The organism is Serratia sp. BNK-4, from assembly GCF_048685115.1.
In the GTDB taxonomy this organism is placed as follows: Bacteria; Pseudomonadota; Gammaproteobacteria; order Enterobacterales; family Enterobacteriaceae; genus Serratia; species Serratia bockelmannii.
Map to the genome: position 1 here is coordinate 3,817,146 of NZ_JBLQTM010000001.1, position 18,122 is coordinate 3,835,267.

Here is an 18,122-nt window from a genome sequence, read left to right on the forward strand (position 1 = left end):
CCCTGAGGGCGCAGCCAGGCTGCGCCCCGTTTCACCGCCGCTGCGACCACCACAACGCGCAAATCGCCAGCGCAAACACCACGCCAAACCCTACGCCGACGCCCACTACTGGCACGCCCAGCTTCACGACCAAAGAATACAGGCCCAGCATCAGCAACATGGCGGCGTTTTCACCCAGGTTTTGCACCGCGATCGCATTGCCGGCGCCGACCGAATGTTTGCCCCGCTCCTGCAGCAACGCATTGAGCGGTACGACGAAGAAGCCTCCCAGCATGCCGATGATCGCCAGCAAGACGTAGGCATTGAGCATGGTCGTTTGCAGCGCAAATACCGCGACCGCGACGCCGATCAGGATCCCGGCCGGCATACAGCGTTTCACCGTCTCCAGCGTGACGAAGCGCGCGGCGGTGCCGGCGCCCACCACGATGCCGACGGCCACCATGGCGTTCAGCAGCGTCGGCGTGGCATTATCGGCAATACCCAGCGCCACCGGCACCCACAGCACCAACAGAAAACGCAGCGTCACGCCGGCCCCCCAAAACAGGCTGGTGCCAATCAAGGAGAAACGCGTCTGCCCATCGCGCCACAGCGTAACGCAGGCGGTAAAGAAACTGTTCGTCATGGCCCGCGGCCGCCATGAAGCCCCCGGGCGCGCTGCCGCCAGACGCGGAATATACAGGTTGGCGACCACGGCCCCCGCATAAACCAAGGCGCAGGCCGCCAGCGCCGCGACCACATGCCAGTCCGCCAGAATACCGCCGGCCACCGAACCGGTCAGAATGGCCGCGATGGTCGAGGCTTCGATCAGGCCGTTAGCCTTGACCAGTTTCTCGCCGCTGGTGATCTCGCCCAGAATGCCGTATTTGGCCGGTGAATATGCGGCGGCCCCCACGCCGACCAGGCTGTAACCCAGGAACGGGTTCCCCCCAAAACAGATCGCCAACGCCCCCGCCAATTTCAGGGCGTTGGCGAACATCATCACCCGCCCTTTGGCAAAGCTGTCGGCGACCTGGCCGACAAACGGAGCCAGAATGATATAGGTGGCGACGAAGGCCATCTGCAGGATCGGCTGGCTCCAGTCCGGATACAGCTGCTGCTTGATCAACGCCAGCGTGGCGAACAGCAATGCATTGTCGCCGAACGCCGAGAGGAACTGCGCGCTGATCACCGCGATCATGCCGCGTGACAACAAAGGGGATTCGGTCGAAGGATTCATCAGGCACTCTCCGGCTGTTCGGCCATATGACGCAGGGTGACGAAATCGGGTTTGCCGCTGCCGAGCACCGGCAGCGTTTTCAACAGGCGAATATCGCGCGGCACCGCCAGCTCCGGGCTGCCCAGCTCGCGCGCCACCCGCAGCAATGCCTCGCGGGTAATGGCGGGATCGGTGGTGAACAGCACCAACGCCTCCCCCTTGCTGCTGTCGCTTTTGACCGTGGCGGCATGCAGCTTTTCCGGCGACAGCCGTTGCGCCAGCAGTTCGACGCTCTCGAGCGACACCATCTCCCCCGCCAGCTTGGCGAAGCGTTTCACGCGGCCGCGAATGGTGCAGTAACCCTGCTCATCCAGGCTGACGATATCACCGGTGTCATACCAGCCCGGCTGCAACACGCCGTTCGCATCTTCCGCCGCCGGCGGTTCCAGCTCACCGGGGCGTTCAACCCGCAGATAACCTTTCATGATATTCGGCCCCTTCAGCTGCAGACGGCCGCCGTTATCGATGCCCGGCACCGCGATCAGACGCGCCTCCATCTGCGGCATGATGCGGCCGACGGTGCCCACCTTGGTCGCCAGCGGCACGTTGATCGAGACCACCGGCGCGCACTCGGTCACGCCATAGCCTTCCAGAATGCGGATGCCGTATTTGTCCTGATAGATCTGTTTGGTGCTGTCCGCCAGTTTCTCCGCGCCGGCCACGACATAGCGCAGGCGGGCAAAATCATACGGATGCGCGAAGCGCGCATAGTTGTTAAGGAAGGTCGCCGTGCCGAACAGCACCGTGCAGTTACGGTCATACACCAGCTCCGGCACCACGCGATAGTGCAGCGGGCTGGGGTAGAGGAAAATGCGGCTGCCGGTGAGCAGCGGCGTAAGCAGCCCCACCGTCAGGCCGAACGAGTGGAACAGCGGCAGCGACGACATGAAGCGGTCGCGCGGCGTGAAATCGGCGATGGTGCGAATTTGTTCTACGTTGGCCAGCAAGCTGGCGTGCGAATGCACCACGCCCTTGGGGTGGCCTTCAGATCCAGACGTGAACAGGATCAGCGCCGCGTCCTCCGGACGTTGCGGCAACGCCGCGCGCTGCGGCTGCAGCAAGTGACGCAGGATCCACAGCTTATCCGCCAGCGTGACAGTGTCTTTCAGATCTTCCAGATACACCCAGTTAGCCTGCGGCACCTGTTCCGGCAGGTGGGTCAGCTTGCCCTTCTCCAGAAACTGGCGCGAGGTGACGATGGTCTTGATACCGGCGGCCGTCATCGCGCTGTTCAGGCCCTTGGCGCCGGCGGTGTAGTTGAGCATCGCCGGAATGCGATTGCGCAGCGAAGCGCCGAAGATCGCCGCCGCGGTGATAGTGGCGTTCGGCAACAGCAGCCCGACGTGTTCCCCTTCGGCGGTAAAGCGTTGCAGAATGCGGCTGACACCCAGCGATTTTTTGATCAGCGTCTGGTAGCTGTCTTCTTTGAAAGCGATGTCTTCGATACACGGTTTTCGGCGCCCATAGCGGTGCTGCGCCGCCAGCAAGGCATGGAACAGCGTCTGCGGTTCGCGCGTGTCCATCCGCGCCCGCATCATAATCTGCATCAGCCGATCGCCCGCCAACGCCCGGCGATCGCGCGCACGCGGCGCCTCCGGCATCGGCAGCGTGGTCGGCGGCAAGATGCGAATGTTGATTTGCGGGAACCAGCGGATCTTGAACACCCCGGCCATACGGCCGAACGGGCTGAATTCGGGGCCGTCGATCCGCACCGGCACCACGGTGGCGCCCGATTTGGCGGCGATAAACGCCGCGCCGTCGTAGATTTTCATCAGCGCGCCGGTCACGGTGATGCGCCCTTCAGGGAACACCACGATCGGCCGTCCCTGTTCGACCATCCGCACCAGCTGCTTGATGGCCATCGGCTTGGTAGGATCGAGCGAGACAAAATCGATGTAAGGCCGCAGCCAGCGCATAAACCAGCTCTCGCCGATGCTGGCGTAAACCGCAAACACCGGTTTTATCGGCAGGAATAGCGCCAACAGCACGCCGTCGAGGAAAGAGACGTGGTTCGGCGTAATCAGTAATTTTTGCCGTTCGAAGTGCTGGACGTCCCCTTCGACCCGAACCCGAAACAACAGGCGAAACAGCGCGCGCAGCAGTGAAAAGATCATGCCCTTCTCCCTTGGCCATGGAGGCGTAAATCGTTGTAGGGAAAAGAATACTATATGGCAGGCAAAAAAAAACCTACGCATCCGCGTAGGTTGGTGCAATTGAAAATGGCTTCAACATACAGAGTATGCTGATTTCTCACCAATCAATACCTCTGGGATCACCTACTCTAGAGAGATGTCGTGCAGGAAACTACCGCCGAATCGCAAGAGTTCTGCTCCAAATGCAACCAGCTGTAAATTTCCCGCGTTCTGTTGTAATAACTCAATGAAACTTAAATAATCCTCACGACGGAAAGATCAATAATGATGCGTCATCCGCAGGAAGCGAGTGAGGGGAGCAAAAAGACCATGCGCATATGCAGGTAAGTGCAGCACATGAGGGTTCGGCCTAATCGAGACTGAAGCAGATCCTTTAATCCCTCTTGTATCATCCACGCTAAAGAAATCAATTACGAAAACTATTCTCAAACGCAAGAGCCAAGTTAGACGTGATATCCAACGTGTCATTTTGATCAACGTATGCAATGCGTTTTCTTGATTTTCAAGCACGGTAACAATAAAAAGACAAAGTCAAAAAGCGCTAGCTAACAACAGAGCCACCTCCAGACCTTGCTGTTATCGTGATCTCCCGGAAAAAGTGCGCGCCGAGGATAATTAATTATTAATAATTAAAAAAACCGCAAGCAATAAAACCTATGCACTAACAACCAAACAGAATTAATAATTAAAATTGAATAATAAAAACCAATCAATCAGAATATAAATCTATTTTGATGTAAATTTTTAGCAGAATATTGCAAGAATTGAGATTGAAAAATAAAATAACCCTGCATTGAATCGCTAGTAAAAAATTGCGACATCCTTGCTTTATATTTTCAAGCAATACGACTTGTATTTATTTAGTGGCATATTCTCAGAAGGAGACCTGAATGAAGAAATATTTATTTTTAGCCCTGCTACCTCTGTCGTGCACGAGCGTACTGGCCGCAAAAACAGCCAGTACGTCTGTAGATTTCTCCGGAGAAATTTACAATAACACCAGCTGCAGTATTGCTGCCAACACCAATAGCATTGATCTTGGCCGCCATTCCAGCGAAGCTTTTGATAAAGTAAATCCTGTCCAGTTGGAAGGCAACGGCATGGGCAGCATCCCGTTCACCGTAAACTGCACGGCACCGACCAGCATGGGCATTGAAGTTACCAGCGCCAGCGGCGATGCCGATTATCAATATATGGACAGAAGCTTCACCGCATCGCTGGCAAAAGACGCCAGCAATAAAGATATCGCCGTGCTGGGCCTTGCACTGTCAGATATCGCTATGGATGGTGAAACCGTGCGTGCGGCGCTGATTCCTGAAGGCGATGATATTTTTGATTTGACCAATGTAACTGACGGTGCAGATCACGAAAAGGCTATTTTCTCTGTTGCCTCAGGTAATCGCTTTGCGGTCACATCAGATGCTAATTACGACAACATGGCGATCGGTCAGAACCTGAGCGGCACATTCAACTACCGTTCATTCCTTACCCCGCTTAGCTACATTGATGATAAAAGCATCCAAATGCAAGACAGCATTGCATTGCAAGCTTCTGTGAATCTTTCGGTTCACTACCTGTAATCACCAGGTGGGGACACTTCGCTGCCCCCACTTATTTCAGCCTCTTTGTTTGGCAAAATACCTTAACGTCCTTTGACTAGAGTTCGTTATTCTCCGCTATTCAGGAAATAAAATGAAAGGTCTCATCCATTATCTCACCGCAATATTTATATTGCTTACTCCATTTTATGGCCAAGCAACCATTAAACTGGAAAAAATAAGCCTCTTGGTCAATCAAGAGAAAGGAGAGACAACGGTAAGAGTCGATAATATCGGTAATTATCCTGTATTGCTATTCTCATCCGTTGTTAAAAATGCATTAAGCAAGCAAGGAGAAGATCCCTTATTCATTCTTTCTCCGCCAGCCGCGCGTATTGATCCGGGTAAATCTCAGCTGGTACGCGTCATGCTTGCCGATCCCCCGGGACTTGATAAAACCCGTCAGCAAATGCGCCATATCTATTTCCAGGAAATTCCCGATATGGGAGAAAAAAGCAACCAGCTTAAGGTGAATACTCGGCATCGGGTCGTCGCTATCGCCACACCCTCCGCGCTGGTGGAAAACAAATCTCCCTGGCAAACCTTGCATTGGCAACAAAATGGGCATTCTATACAAGTCAAAAATCTCAGCCCTTACGTTATCAGGTTAGCCCCTTCCATCACCGTACAACCCAGTAACCAGCAGTTTGTTTTAGAACAACCTTATTTGCTGCCTGGGCAAACGATCGGTACACGTAAGAGCGATAGGCTTACCAGCCCCCCCTCCCGTTTGCACTTCACGCCAATCAGTAACACGGGGCGCGCCATACCCGATATCACGGTCAACCTTGCCCCAATCCAGTGAGGCAGCCTTTGAAATTGCATATACCGCTACGTCTGCTGGCGTTTTGTCTGCCTATAGGCTATGCCTCGACCAGCCTGGCTGACTACGATATTGAAATGATGCGCGCACTTGGATTACCCAGTGAGATTGCTGATTACTTTTCCTCTGGAGCGAAATTCCCCGCAGGAAAACAAGCGCTATTCATCAACGTCAACGGACAAAATCATGGACGACATGAAGTCAACATAGACAAACAAGGCGAATGGCAATACGACGCTGAACTCGTAGAAAGCCTAGGGTTATACCCCTGCAAGCTCAACACTCAGGCAGATATGCTGATGAGCCAATGTTATCAAGGCAGCCGCATCGACAATGAAACCGGTAATAATCAATTGATTTTGCTGTTGCCCGAGCGCTATATCCGTCGACAACCGGCGGACTATGAATTTGGCGGCCATGCCCTGATGCTGAATTATACCGCGAGCCGATTCGACAGCCAAAATCACAGCAGTGATTACGCGGCGTTGGAAACCGGCTTTAACAGCAATAATTGGCTGTTTCGCCATAATGGCACCTATAACAAGTCAGAACGACATCAGGGGTACACGCCTTATAATAGTTATCTGCAGCGGACATTGACGGATCACGACGCCATGATGCGTTTGGGACGAGCGACGTTATCAGATTCGCTTTACAGCGGCATTACCTTAGATGGCCTGCAATGGCTGCCTGACTCGTCGTTGTCATTGAGTCAACGCAGTGATGTGCCGGTAGTCGAAGGTATCGCCGAGAGCCAAGCCAAGGTTGAGATTTTTCAGAATGGCAGATTAGTTTACGCTACGCAGGTGCAGCCGGGCACTTTCCGCCTGACCGATATCCCTGCGCAGTTCGACGCAGTCGATTTGTCCGTCACCGTCACGGAAAGTAACGGTAGCCGCAAACAATTCATCGTCCCTTATCTGACGACCTCAGGACGCTCTACTCCCCGCCAGGGCAGTTACTCCCTTGCTCTCGGGCGCACTCACAGCCTGGAAAAAAGTACAGAAATGCCTTTCATCACTGGCTCATTCTCTTTGCCATGGCTCAACCACCACCAGGTGAGAGGGGGAAGTTTCCTCAGCCGCGATTATCGCGGCATCGCCGCCGGTTATAGCGTTGCCAATAGCGATTATCGTTTTACAGCCTTGAGCCACGTGGCGCAGTCGCCAAGTGGAAAGGGCACCAAGCTGCAGCTGAATAGTGCATTGCCCCTGATAAAAAACCTTAAGCTGAACGCCGGTTACAGCATCCAGTCAGAGCGATACCGTTCGCCCACACAGCTTCGTTCTCCACGTAAAGATGACGGCGAAGGAACTTATTGGCCTGTATCGCACGGTGCATCATCTTCACACCAACGTCAAAGCTACAGCCTGGGCCTAGGCTGGCACCATAAATACATTGGAAATCTATCTTTAGGCGTTACACGCGTTGAAGGGGGAGATAAGCAACAAAATCAACGAGTCTACGCCTTCTGGAACCGTCAATTTGGCGCAGCCACCGTTGGCGTTAGCCTGGAAAAAGAGCGCAGCCGCGAGGTTCGCGATAACGATACCAGGGTGTTCGCCACCCTTTCATTACCTCTGGGAAAAAACCGACGTTATAGCGCCAATATGATAAGCAACGGAAGACATCGTAGCATCAGCAATTCGCTTTCCGGCCAAGCGTTGAATGGCGATCTGGCTTATGGATTCAATGCAACACAGGGCACCCAATCCAACAACGGCACCTACTCAGGCAATGTGAACTATTTGAGTCCGTTCACAACGCTTTCCGGCAGCTATAGCCATCTGTCAGAAAATCAGCAGGCATTTTACTACAGTGCCTCTGGCTCCCTGGTGGCAGACAGCAGCGGTCTAACGCTCTCACCACAGAAAATCGGCGATACCTTCGGCGTCTTGACGATACCGGGCCTCGCCGGAGTCAGCGTGTCTACGCCAGGCGGCAAGGTGAAAACCTATGGCAAGCAAGGTAAGGCGGTCATCCCAAGGCTGCGTGAGTATCAACCAAGTCTGATTAACGTAGACACCAGCACCTTGCCCCCCGGCGCCGATATCGATAACGGCGTGCGCAAGATCAATCTGGCACGTGGCAGCGTTAAACGTATCAATATCGGTGCCATTAATACATTGCGGGCCATTGTCCAGATTAGCTATGCAGACGGCACAAAACCCGCTATCGGCAGCATGATTTTGGATGAACAACAACGAGTGGTCGCTTTTACCAATGATCAGGGCGCAGCCTTCATTGAACATCAGAAAGCGCACCACGCGAAGAACGAGGCGTCTTCACAACGTTTCAGCATGAAAAACTCGTCGGGACAGGCATGTTATTTCGCAATTGCTGCAGACACCTCTTCCCGCAATCGTGCCGGCATCAGCCACTCCGAAGCCGTGTGTCGCTAAACGTTCATCGATATCAGGAGAACACATGAAAGTGATTTATTATGGGTTGGCAGCCATAGCCATCAGTTTTGGGGCTAACGCTAACTGCACGCTAACGACCACACAAAACAGCATTTATCTGGGGGAGCACAATATTGGGACACTGTCTCAGCAATCCACTCTGCTGCACAGCGCCCCATTGCAGTATCGGTTGACTTGCGATGAGCCCGTGCAGTTGCAGGGGTTCACTCTGCGGGAGAATAGAAACCTGGCAGAAGGAGGCGGCGCAACCGATGCTTCTAGCTATCTCAGCCTCACGGTTGATGAATTACGCAACGATGATGGTGAGCCCCTTTCCTTTTCACTCGCCCCCGGGCAACCACGCCAAAGACATCTACCCAACTATCGTTTATCCGTCGATCGGGAAGCATTACACATCCTTGTACCGGATAACGAGGTTGGGCAACACTTCACACTGTCATTAACAGTCTCCAGTTTCGCCGCGGCCGCGACACAACTGCGTCAACAGCAACGCGATAACATCCCGCTGTCGACCCAATTGCTGGTCAGTGCTAACTATCTTGATCCCGACGTTCGGTGAATGCGCTGACCTCCACCAGACAGCTCATGGCGTTCGGCCCCTGCGTCAGCGGCGAGGTGCCGATATCGAGCGTCAGCACGTTCGGGTTGCCCGCCTGCTCGACCGGCCGGCGCTGCGCGTCGTAACCCGGCTCGAACCAAGCGCCGGTCGCCATCAGCACCACGCCGCGCGTCACGCCATCGGTGAGCGATACCCCCGCCAGACAGCTGCCGCGTGCGTTGCTAACCAGCACTTCGGCGCCGTCCGCCACGCCGCGCGGCGCCGCATCGTCCGGATGCATGTACAAGGTTTCGCGCCCGGCAGTCTTGTTGCCCTGCGCCAGCGGCGCCGGATCCATCTGGCTATGCAGGCGATCGCTCGGTTGAATGGAGATCAGGTGCAGCGGCCAGTTTTTGGCCTGCGGCGCGCCCAGCCACTCCACCGGCGGCCGCCACTGCGGATGCGGCGCGAAATCTTCGTAGCGATAGCCGGCGATCCGCTCGCTGAACAGCTCTATCTTGCCGCTGGACGTTTGCAGCGGGTTAGCCTGCGGATCGGCGCGGAACGCCTCAAAAAAGACGAACTCTTTGGCCGGCGCGGGCAGTTCGACATAGCCCCGGCGCCAGAAATCCTCAAACTCGGGCCAGGCGACGCCGGCGCGCTGCTGCGCTGCGCCGCATTGCCGGTAGATAGCTTCGATCCAAACCCGCTCGTCGCGATTCTCGGTAAAGCGCTCACGATAGCCGAGGCGCTCCGCCAGATCGGCGAAAATATCGAAATCATTGCGCGCCTGATGCTGCGGCGCAATGGCCTGATGCATCGCCAACACGTAGCGATCGCGCGACGAGCCGCCGATGTCGTTACGTTCCAGCGAACTGGTGACCGGCAGCACGATGTCCGCCATTTTGGCCGCCGCCGTCCACCAGATATCTTGAACGATCACCGTGTCCGGCTTCTGCCACCCCTCCACCAGCCGATTCAACTGCTGATGATGATGGAACGGGTTGCCGCCGGCCCAGTGCACCAAATGGATATCCGGATAATGCCGCGTCTCGCCGCAAAATTGATAGGCTTCGCCGGGGTGCAACAGCATGTCGCAGATGCGCGCCACCGGGATCGCCAGCCCGGCCGGGTTTTCGCCTACCGGCATGGTCGGCGCGGGGGTATCCACGCGCGGGTTGCCGACGCCGTTCATCGAGCCGTGGCCGAACGAGAAGCCGCCGCCCGGCAGCCCCACCTGGCCCAGCATCGCCGACAGCGCGATCATCATCCAGTACGGTTGTTCCCCCCGATGTGCGCGTTGCACGGAGTAGGAGCAGGTGATGAAACTGCGCACGCCGATCAGTTGCCGCGCCAGCAGCGCAATACGCGCCGCCGGAATGCCGGTAATGTCGCTGGCCCAGTCGGGGGTTTTCGCCACGCAGTCACCGGCGCCGTTCAGGTAATCCGCCAGCTGTTGATAGCCCACGCAGTGGCTGTGCAGGAAGGCTTCATCCTGCGCGCCCAGCCGCTGGATTTCATAAGCCAGCGCCAGCATCAGCGCCACGTCGGTATTCGGCCGGATCGGGATCCATTCCGCGTTGACGAACGCGGGGCAGTCGTCGCGCATCGGGCTAATGTTGATCACCGGCGTGCCCTTATGCGCCAGCTTTTGCAGCCAGGGTTTGAGCGCATGTTCCGCCGCGCCGCCGGAAGAAACCTGAGCGTTTTTCAGCGCCAGCCCGCCAAACGCCACAAACAACTCACAATGCTCCACCACGCTCGGCCAACTGGTGACGCGCCCGGTCAAGGGCGAGAAAGTGCCGATCACATACGGCAGAAAGAACTGCGCCGCGCCCCAGCTGTAGTTGCCCTGCTGATCGACCCCGCCGCCGCCGCCGAAGTAGAACCGCCGCACCAGCGAGCGTGCATGGTGCAGCCGCCCGGCCGACGACCAGCCATAAGAACCGGTGAACAGCCCGGAGGCGCCGTAGCGATCGCGCACCCGGCGATTCTCTTCCGCCACCAAATCGAGCGCTAACTCCCAGCCCACCTCGACGAAATCTTCCCTGCCGCGCAGCTTACGGTCGCTGCCCTCGCGCTTTTGCAGCCACGAGCGGCGCACCGCCGGTTTGCGAATGCGTTTGTCGGAGTAGACCATCGGGACGATGGAATCGAGCAGCGGCGAAGGGTCGGGATCGTCGACGAAGGGTTCACAACGGATAAGCCGACCGTCTTCAACCACGGCGGTATAAGCGCCCCAATGGGCGAGCTGCGGATAGCGTTTAATGGACATGGCATTCTCGGCGCAAATCGGAATGCACAGACGTTACCTCAGCCCGGCGCCAGTGCCAACGTACAAATTGCGCTATCGTTCGGTCGTCGATGGTTATGCGTACAGACTCGAAGAGATTCTGCAACGGCCGCCACAAGTTGCGCACGAGACCGCTTGCAGCCCCGGTTTTTTTCCGCAAAACTGGGGGATGTAAGCGATTACCCAGGATGTGTTGACTGATATGGCTACGATAAAGGATGTTGCCAGGCTGGCGGGTGTTTCCGTAGCCACGGTATCCCGCGTGATAAACAATTCCCCCAAGGCCAGCGAAGGGTCGCGCACCGCGGTGCTGGCCGCCATGGAACAACTGCAGTATCACCCTAACGCCAACGCACGGGCGCTGGCGCAGCAATCCACCGAGACGCTGGGCCTGATCGTCTCCGACGTTTCCGATCCCTTCTTCGGCGCAATGGTCAAAGCGGTCGAGCAGGTGGCCTATGCCACCCACAATTTTCTGCTGATTGGCAACGGTTACCACGACGCCGAAAAAGAGCGCCAGGCGATTGAACAGCTGGTGCGGCACCGCTGCGAAGCGCTGGTGGTGCACGCCAAAAGGCTGAGCGATCAGGAACTTTGCGGCTGGATGCAACAGATCCCGGGCATGGTGCTGATCAACCGCACGCTGCCGGGCTTCGAAACACGCTGCGTGGCGCTCGACGATCGCTACGGCGCCTGGCTGGCGACCCGTCATCTGATCCAGCAAGGGCATCAGCGCATCGCCATCATCTGCTCCACCCACCAGATTTCCGACGCCACCGACCGGCTGCAGGGCTATCTCGACGCGCTGCGGGAACACGGTATCGCGGTGGATGAAAAGCTGATCGCCTATGGCGAACCGGACGAGATCGGCGGCGAACAGGCGATGACCGAGTTGCTCGGCCGCGGCCGTTCGTTCTCCGCCATTACCTGCTACAACGATCCGATGGCCGCCGGCGCGCTGTCGGTGCTGAGCGATAACAGCGTCGACGTACCGGGGGAAATTTCGCTGATCGGTTTCGACGACGTGTTGATTTCGCGCTACCTGCGCCCACGCCTGACCACCATTCGCTACCCTATCGTCGCGATGGCCACCCAGGCGGCAGAGCTGGCCCTGGCGCTGGCCAACCGGCAACCGCTGCCGGAAATCACCAACATGTTCAGCCCGACGCTGGTGCGCCGCCACTCGGTCGCCACCCTCAACAACGCGCACGAACAGCCGTAATGACATCGCTGCATGGGTGAGCAGTCACCCATGCGTTCATATTGCGTAGCCCGCCGCATTTCCCGCTTTTGGATTTTTTCCGCTCCCTGCGTTCGTGCATATTGTTCGAACAATAACCTTTACACTATATAGCATAAAAGCTATATCCTGAGCGCATCATGTGGCAAGTGGTGACAGTCGAACGGTTCGACGACTGGTTTTTAGCGCTGAACAACGTCCAGCAAACCAGCATCCTGGCGGCGATCTTCAAATTACAGACGTTCGGCCCGCAGTTGGCGCGGCCGCACGCCGATACGCTGCATTTTTCCGACGCGGCCCGGCAGTTGAAGGAGCTGCGCGTTCAACATCGCGGGCGCCCTTTCAGAGGGTTTTTCGCTTTTGACCCACAGCGGCAAGCGGTATTGCTGTGCGGCGGCGATAAAACTGGCGACAAACGCTTTTACCAGCGCATGTTGCCCATCGCCGCCATGGAGTTTTCACATTATCTGGCAACCCGGAGGTAGTACAGATGGCCAAACCTTTATCCCAACTGATCGATAAACTCGATCCCGCCGTCGTTGCCGCAGCCAGGCAAAAAGCGGACAAGGAAATTTTCGAGCTGCGGCTGGCAATGCTGAGGGAAGAGCTGGCGGTCTCTCAGGTTGAATTGGCGAAGCGGCTCGGCATCAGCCAACCCTCCGGCGCCAATTTGGAAAAGCGCGGCAGCGAAATAAAGCTGTCGTCGCTCAAACGCTATATCGAGGCGATGGGCGGCACGCTGTCGCTGGATGTGCAATTGCCCAATGGCCAGCACCGCCGCATGACGCTGTAAAGCGGGCGCAAGGCGCCCGCCCGCTGATCAGATAAGCTCCAGCGCGATCAGTTCTTCGATGGTTTGGCGGCGGCGGATCAAACGCGGCTCGCCGTTTTCGAACAGCACTTCAGGCAACAGCGGACGGCTGTTGTAGTTGGAGGACATCGATGCGCCGTAGGCGCCGGTATCGTGGAACACCAGATAATCGCCGATCTGCACCGGCGGCAGCTCACGGGTTTCCACGCCGCCGCCCGCCTGCTGGGTGAAGACGTCGCCGGATTCGCACAGCGGCCCGGCGATCACCGTGTCGCGCAGCGGTTGCCCCGAGGTGTCACGCCCATCGGCCGGCAACAGCGAAATATGGTGATAGCTGCCGTACATCGCCGGGCGCATCAGATCGTTAAAACCGGCATCCACCAGCACAAAGTGGCGGCTGCCCATGTTTTTCACCGCCCGCACCTCGGCCACCAAGACGCCCGCTTCCGCCATCAGGAAACGCCCGGGTTCAATCTCCAGCTGCACCGGGTGCCCCAGATGCGCGGCGATGCGCTCACGCGCCCGGTTCCACAAACCGAAATAGTGTTCGGTATCGATCGCCTCTTCGCCGTACTGATACGGGATAGACAGGCCGCCGCCGGCGGAAATGGCGCTGATGTCATGACCGAGATCGATCACCTGCTGCACCATCGCATCGCAGACGCGCTCCAGATGCTGGTAATCGACGCCGGAACCGATGTGCATATGCACGCCGATCAGTTTCAGGCCGTAGCGGCGGATTTTCTCCACCGCCTGCGGCAGATCGGCATACCAGATGCCGTGCTTGCTGTTTTCGCCGCCGGTGTTGGTTTTCTGGCTATGGCCGTGGCCAAATCCCGGGTTAATGCGCAGCCACACCGGATGCCCTGCGGAAACCTGGCCGAGCTGATCCAGCATGTCGATGGAACCGGCGTTGACCGGGATCTTCAATTCGCTGACGCGCGCCAGCGTGGCATGATCCAACACGTCCGCGGTAAACACGATCTCACTCGGTTCGCCGCCCGGCTGAAAACCAGCCTGCAGCGCCCGTTCGATCTCGCCCAGCGACACCGAATCCACCTTCACGCCCTGCTCGCGCATCAAACGCAAAATATGAATGTTCGAACAGGCCTTCTGTGCGAAACGAATGGTGTCGAAGTGGCGCAGTTGAGCGATGCGCTGGCTGATGATGTCCGCATCATAGGCCCAGACCGGGCAACCGAAACGCTGCGGCAAGGCCAGCAGGTTAGCGGCATTCAACGCGGTGGAGGTGTCGTGCAACGAGCGAGGCATGGCGATATTCCCAATTCGAAAATGACGGCAGATAGAGCCATAGTGCCGCACGCTGAATTGGGTGGAAAATATCTATTTAGCCGCAGTCTATTCATTTATGATATGGCTTTCTCTACAGTCGAGCGGCCTTGCCATGCACAGCATCTCTTTGCGGCAGATAGAAATCTTTCGGGCGGTGATGACCACCGGCAACCTGACCGAGGCGGCGGCCCTGCTGCAAACCTCGCAACCGACCGTCAGCCGCGAGCTGGCGCGCTTTGAGAAGCTGATCCGGCTGCAGCTGTTCGACCGGGTTCGTGGGCGCTTGTCCCCCACGGTACAGGGCCTACGGCTGTTCGAAGAGGTGCAACGCTCCTATTACGGCCTCGATCGCATCGTCAACGCCGCCGCCGGCATCCGCCAGTTTCAGCAGGCGCAGCTGTCGATCGTGTGCCTGCCGGTATTTTCCCAATCGCTGCTGCCGGCGGTGTGCCGGCCCTTTATCGAACGTTACCCGGAAGTCAGCTTCAGCGTGATCCCGCAAGAGCCGCCGCTGCTGGAAGAGTGGTTGTCGGCCCAGCGCCACGATCTCGGGCTGACGGAAACCACCCTGACGCCGGCGGGCACCGAGCGGGTAACGCTGATGACGTTGAATGAAGTCTGCGTGCTGCCGGCGGGCCATCCTTTGCTGGCGAAAGACCCACTGACGCCGCAGGATTTCGCCGGGCAGAACTTTATCAGCCTGTCGAGCACCGACAGCTATCGCCACTTGCTCGATGCGCTGTTCGCCGAGCAGGGCGTCGAGCGCCGCATGGTGATGGAAACGCACAGCGCGGCGTCGGTGTGCGCCATGGTGAGGGCCGGCGTGGGGGTGTCAATCGTTAACCCGCTGACGGCGCTCGACTATGCCGGCAACGGCGTGCACGTGCGATCCTTCAGCATCGACGTACCGTTCACCGTCAGCCTGATCCGGCCGCTACACCGCCCTTCGTCGGCGCTGGTGACGGCCTTTATCGGCCATTTGCATCAACAGGCCGCACTGTTCACCGCTCGCCTGGCCGCTGCCGTCAAGCGGTGAAAACGGCGTGGGAATGTTGCCGAAGCCTCAGCGCAGCGTCACCTGCCACTGCGGATCGCTGGCGAACCACTCCACCAGAAAGTCCAGCATGGTACGCAAGGTGGCAGGCATCTGGCGGCGCGAGGTGTAGATGCCGTAGATGCCCATCGACTGCGGCCGGTAACCCGGCAGCAGCTCCACCAATTCGCCGCTGGCCAGCAGCGGCGCCGCCGAATAGTAGGGCTGCATGGAAATGCCCGCGCCCTGCACCGTGCCGGCCATCAGCACCACCGACTCGTTGGCGCTCAGGTTGCCGCTGACCGCCACCGCCGATTTCACCCCCTGAGCGTCAAAGTGCCACAGGCTTTTGCCGAAATAGGAATAAGTCAGGCAGTTGTGCAACGCCAGATCCTGCGGCTGGCGCGGCGTGCCGTGCGCCGCCAGATACGCCGGCGCGGCACACACCACCGATGCGCAGGTGGACAGCGGCCGGGCGATCAGGTTGGGATCCAGCTCGTTGGTGATGCGCAGCGCCAGATCGATGCGCTCTTCCACCAGGTTCACCGCCCGGTTGTTCATCTGCAGATCGACCGCCACCTGCGGGTGGCGCTTCAGATACTGAGCGACGGCCCCCACCAGCGCCGTTTGTCCGAGCGATTGCGAACAGGTGATGCGCAGCAGGCCGCGCAGTTCGTCGCTCTGCCCTTCCTCCACCAGATCGATTTCCCCCGCCAGCGCCAACATTTGTCGGCAGCGCTCCAAAGTACGCTCCCCGGCGTCGGTCAGACTAAGCTTACGGGTAGTGCGATGCAATAAACGCGCCCCGGCCCATTGCTCCATCTGCGCCAGGTAGCGCGTGACCATCGCGCGCGACATCTCCAGCGTTTCTGCGGCGGCGATCATGCTGCCGCGATCGACGATGGTGACAAAAACCTCAGCGGCGGTAATGCGATCCATGATTAGTCCGATTTATGCAACGAATAATTGCTTATTATCCGGTTTTTCTATCGCTTTATGCAACCTAACATCATTACAACATTAACCGATACCTAAGGACCTCTGCCCATGTTTAAGAAATCACTGTTAACTCTGGCCTTCACCGGCGTCGCCACCCTGAGCACTTACGCCACCGCTGCCGATACCCTGACCATGGAAGTGTATAACCCGGGCGAAAAAAGCGTGTTCCCGGTGTCTTCCGAAATCGTCAGCGGCAAACACGAAGTGGCGCTGATCGACGCACAGTTCCAGCGTAATGATGCTGAAGAGCTGGTGAAAAAGATCAAGGCGACCGGCAAGAAGCTGACCACCGTTTATATCAGCCACTCAGACCCGGATTTCTATTTCGGTCTGGACGTGATCAAGGCGGCCTTCCCGGAGGCGAAAATCATCGCTTCGCCTGGCACCATCAAAGACATCAATGCGACCAAAGACGGTAAAGTTGCCTACTGGGGCCCGATCCTGAAAGACAACGCGCCAAAAACCGTGATCGTGCCGCAGCCGCTGCAAGGCGATAGCTTCACCATCGACGGCCAGAAAGTGGAAGTGAAAGGCTTGAACGGCCCGACCCCCGATCGCACCTTCGTGTGGATCCCGGCGCTGAAAGCGGTCGTGGGCGGCGTCGCGGTCGCCGGTGACAATATCCATCCGTGGATCGCCGACAACCAGAGCGTGGAATCGCGCCAGCACTGGCAGCAGACGCTGAAAAATATCGAAGCGCTGAAGCCGCAGGTCGTCGTACCGGGTCACTTCCTGCCGGGCGCCGCGCAAACGCTGGCATCGGTGCACTTTACCCAAAAATACCTGACCACGCTGGAAGCCGAACTGCCGAAGGCCAAAGATTCCGCCGCGCTGATTGAAGCGATGAAAAAGCACTACCCGACGCTGAAAGACGAATCGAGCCTGGAACTGAGCGCAAAAGTGCTGAAAGGCGAGATGAAGTGGCCGCAATAAGCGCCCCTGCGTGATTGAACCAGCCCTGGCGCCGCGGTGAACTGCCGCGCGCCAAGCGAGGAGTAAAAATGACCGAAACCACTCTGCATTATATTTTCGATCCGCTGTGCGGCTGGTGCTACGGCGCCGCGCCGCTGGTGAAAGCGGCTCAGAGCCTCCCCGGGCTGAAGGTCGTGCCGCACGCCGGCGGCATGATGACCGGCAACAACCGCCGCCAAATCACCGACGAATGGCGCAACTACGTCATTCCGCACGACAAACGCATCGCCGAGATGACGGGCCAGCCTTTTGGCGAAGCCTATTTCAACGGCCTGCTGCGCGACACCACGGCAGTGATGGATTCCGAGCCGCCGATCACCGCTATCCTGGCGGCGGAGAAACTGGCGGGACGCGGGCTGGACATGCTGCACCGCATTCAGCGGGCGCACTACCAGGAAGGCCGGCGCATCGCCGACACGCCGGTGCTGGAAGCGTTGGCGAAAGAGCTGGGGTTGCCTTCGGCGGCGTTTATCGCCGAAATGCGCTTTAGCAGCGGCGCGCCGACCGCGCAACACATCGCGGAAAGCCGGGCGCTGCTGGCCAAAGTGCAAGGCCAGGGCTTCCCGACCTTTGCGCTGCAGGACAGCGAAGGCCGCCTGCATCTGCTGCCGGCCGGCAACTATCTGGGTAACGTGGAAGCCTGGAAAAACCTGCTGGGTGCCGCCGCGCTGGCGTAACCCTTCTCGCCCCG

Annotated in this window: 15 protein-coding genes; 10 read left to right on the forward strand and 5 right to left on the reverse strand. The window is 58.0% G+C overall.

Features of this window, described 5'->3' with window-relative positions:
- Nucleotides 1-31: 31 nt before the first annotated feature.
- The gene (gene lplT, locus ACMGGW_RS18265) at nt 32-1,216 is read right to left on the reverse strand and encodes a lysophospholipid transporter LplT (RefSeq protein ID WP_025304070.1); all 1,185 of its coding nucleotides are present in this window, start codon (nt 1,214-1,216) and stop codon (nt 32-34) included.
- Nucleotides 1,216-3,369 carry a bifunctional acyl-ACP--phospholipid O-acyltransferase/long-chain-fatty-acid--ACP ligase gene (aas, locus tag ACMGGW_RS18270; protein ID WP_049206118.1) on the reverse strand — a complete coding sequence of 718 codons (2,154 nt, stop codon included), beginning with the start codon at nt 3,367-3,369 and terminating at the stop codon, nt 1,216-1,218. The genes lplT and aas overlap by 1 nt, the downstream gene beginning before the upstream one ends.
- Nucleotides 3,370-4,298: 929 nt before the next feature.
- On the opposite strand from aas, the gene ACMGGW_RS18275 reads away from it, so the two are divergent.
- From ACMGGW_RS18275 to ACMGGW_RS18290, 4 genes are all read left to right on the forward strand, one after another.
- On the forward strand, nt 4,299-4,988 hold the full coding sequence (locus ACMGGW_RS18275; protein WP_154219762.1) for a hypothetical protein: 690 nt from the start codon (nt 4,299-4,301) through the stop codon (nt 4,986-4,988).
- Nucleotides 4,989-5,100: 112 nt separating this feature from the next.
- Nucleotides 5,101-5,811: a fimbria/pilus periplasmic chaperone gene (locus ACMGGW_RS18280; RefSeq protein ID WP_167324571.1), complete on the forward strand. Its 711-nt coding sequence runs from the start codon at nt 5,101-5,103 to the stop codon at nt 5,809-5,811.
- An 8-nt stretch (nt 5,812-5,819) separates the two neighbouring features.
- Complete coding sequence (locus ACMGGW_RS18285) at nt 5,820-8,231, forward strand: fimbria/pilus outer membrane usher protein (protein WP_197832455.1); 2,412 nt, start codon at nt 5,820-5,822, stop codon at nt 8,229-8,231.
- Between the two features lie 25 nt (nt 8,232-8,256).
- On the forward strand, nt 8,257-8,811 hold the full coding sequence (locus tag ACMGGW_RS18290) for a hypothetical protein (protein ID WP_025304075.1): 555 nt from the start codon (nt 8,257-8,259) through the stop codon (nt 8,809-8,811).
- On the opposite strand, the gene ACMGGW_RS18295 is transcribed toward ACMGGW_RS18290, so the two are convergent.
- A complete protein-coding gene (locus ACMGGW_RS18295; RefSeq protein WP_197832456.1) occupies nt 8,783-11,065 on the reverse strand; it encodes a molybdopterin-dependent oxidoreductase in 2,283 nt (760 codons plus the stop codon). The two genes, ACMGGW_RS18290 and ACMGGW_RS18295, sit on opposite strands and share 29 nt — an antisense overlap.
- 220 nt (nt 11,066-11,285) lie before the next feature.
- Here ACMGGW_RS18295 and galR point away from each other — a divergent pair, with 220 nt between their 5' ends.
- The 3 genes from galR (at nt 11,286) to ACMGGW_RS18310 (ending at nt 13,116) form a co-directional block, all read left to right on the forward strand.
- Entirely contained in the window at nt 11,286-12,305 is a 1,020-nt protein-coding gene (galR, locus tag ACMGGW_RS18300; protein WP_028127674.1) for an HTH-type transcriptional regulator GalR, read from the forward strand.
- A 158-nt stretch (nt 12,306-12,463) separates the two neighbouring features.
- Nucleotides 12,464-12,808 carry a type II toxin-antitoxin system RelE/ParE family toxin gene (locus ACMGGW_RS18305; RefSeq protein ID WP_043139810.1) on the forward strand — a complete coding sequence of 115 codons (345 nt, stop codon included), beginning with the start codon at nt 12,464-12,466 and terminating at the stop codon, nt 12,806-12,808.
- Between the two features lie 5 nt (nt 12,809-12,813).
- The gene (locus ACMGGW_RS18310; protein ID WP_049296170.1) at nt 12,814-13,116 is read left to right on the forward strand and encodes a helix-turn-helix domain-containing protein; all 303 of its coding nucleotides are present in this window, start codon (nt 12,814-12,816) and stop codon (nt 13,114-13,116) included.
- A 27-nt stretch (nt 13,117-13,143) separates the two neighbouring features.
- Here ACMGGW_RS18310 and lysA read toward each other — a convergent pair whose 3' ends face one another.
- The gene (gene lysA / locus ACMGGW_RS18315; RefSeq protein WP_089196221.1) at nt 13,144-14,406 is read right to left on the reverse strand and encodes a diaminopimelate decarboxylase; all 1,263 of its coding nucleotides are present in this window, start codon (nt 14,404-14,406) and stop codon (nt 13,144-13,146) included.
- Nucleotides 14,407-14,539: 133 nt separating this feature from the next.
- Between lysA and ACMGGW_RS18320 the strand changes: the two genes are divergently transcribed.
- Nucleotides 14,540-15,463 carry a LysR family transcriptional regulator gene (locus ACMGGW_RS18320; RefSeq protein ID WP_197832457.1) on the forward strand — a complete coding sequence of 308 codons (924 nt, stop codon included), beginning with the start codon at nt 14,540-14,542 and terminating at the stop codon, nt 15,461-15,463.
- Nucleotides 15,464-15,490: 27 nt separating this feature from the next.
- On the opposite strand, the gene ACMGGW_RS18325 is transcribed toward ACMGGW_RS18320, so the two are convergent.
- Nucleotides 15,491-16,399 carry a LysR family transcriptional regulator gene (locus tag ACMGGW_RS18325; protein ID WP_049296173.1) on the reverse strand — a complete coding sequence of 303 codons (909 nt, stop codon included), beginning with the start codon at nt 16,397-16,399 and terminating at the stop codon, nt 15,491-15,493.
- A 108-nt stretch (nt 16,400-16,507) separates the two neighbouring features.
- On the opposite strand from ACMGGW_RS18325, the gene ACMGGW_RS18330 reads away from it, so the two are divergent.
- Nucleotides 16,508-17,392, forward strand: coding sequence for an MBL fold metallo-hydrolase (locus ACMGGW_RS18330; protein ID WP_025304082.1), 885 nt, complete (start codon nt 16,508-16,510; stop codon nt 17,390-17,392).
- Nucleotides 17,393-17,460: 68 nt separating this feature from the next.
- Nucleotides 17,461-18,108, forward strand: a complete 648-nt coding sequence (locus ACMGGW_RS18335) for a DsbA family protein (RefSeq protein WP_025304083.1) — start codon at nt 17,461-17,463, stop codon at nt 18,106-18,108.
- Nucleotides 18,109-18,122: the final 14 nt, after the last annotated feature.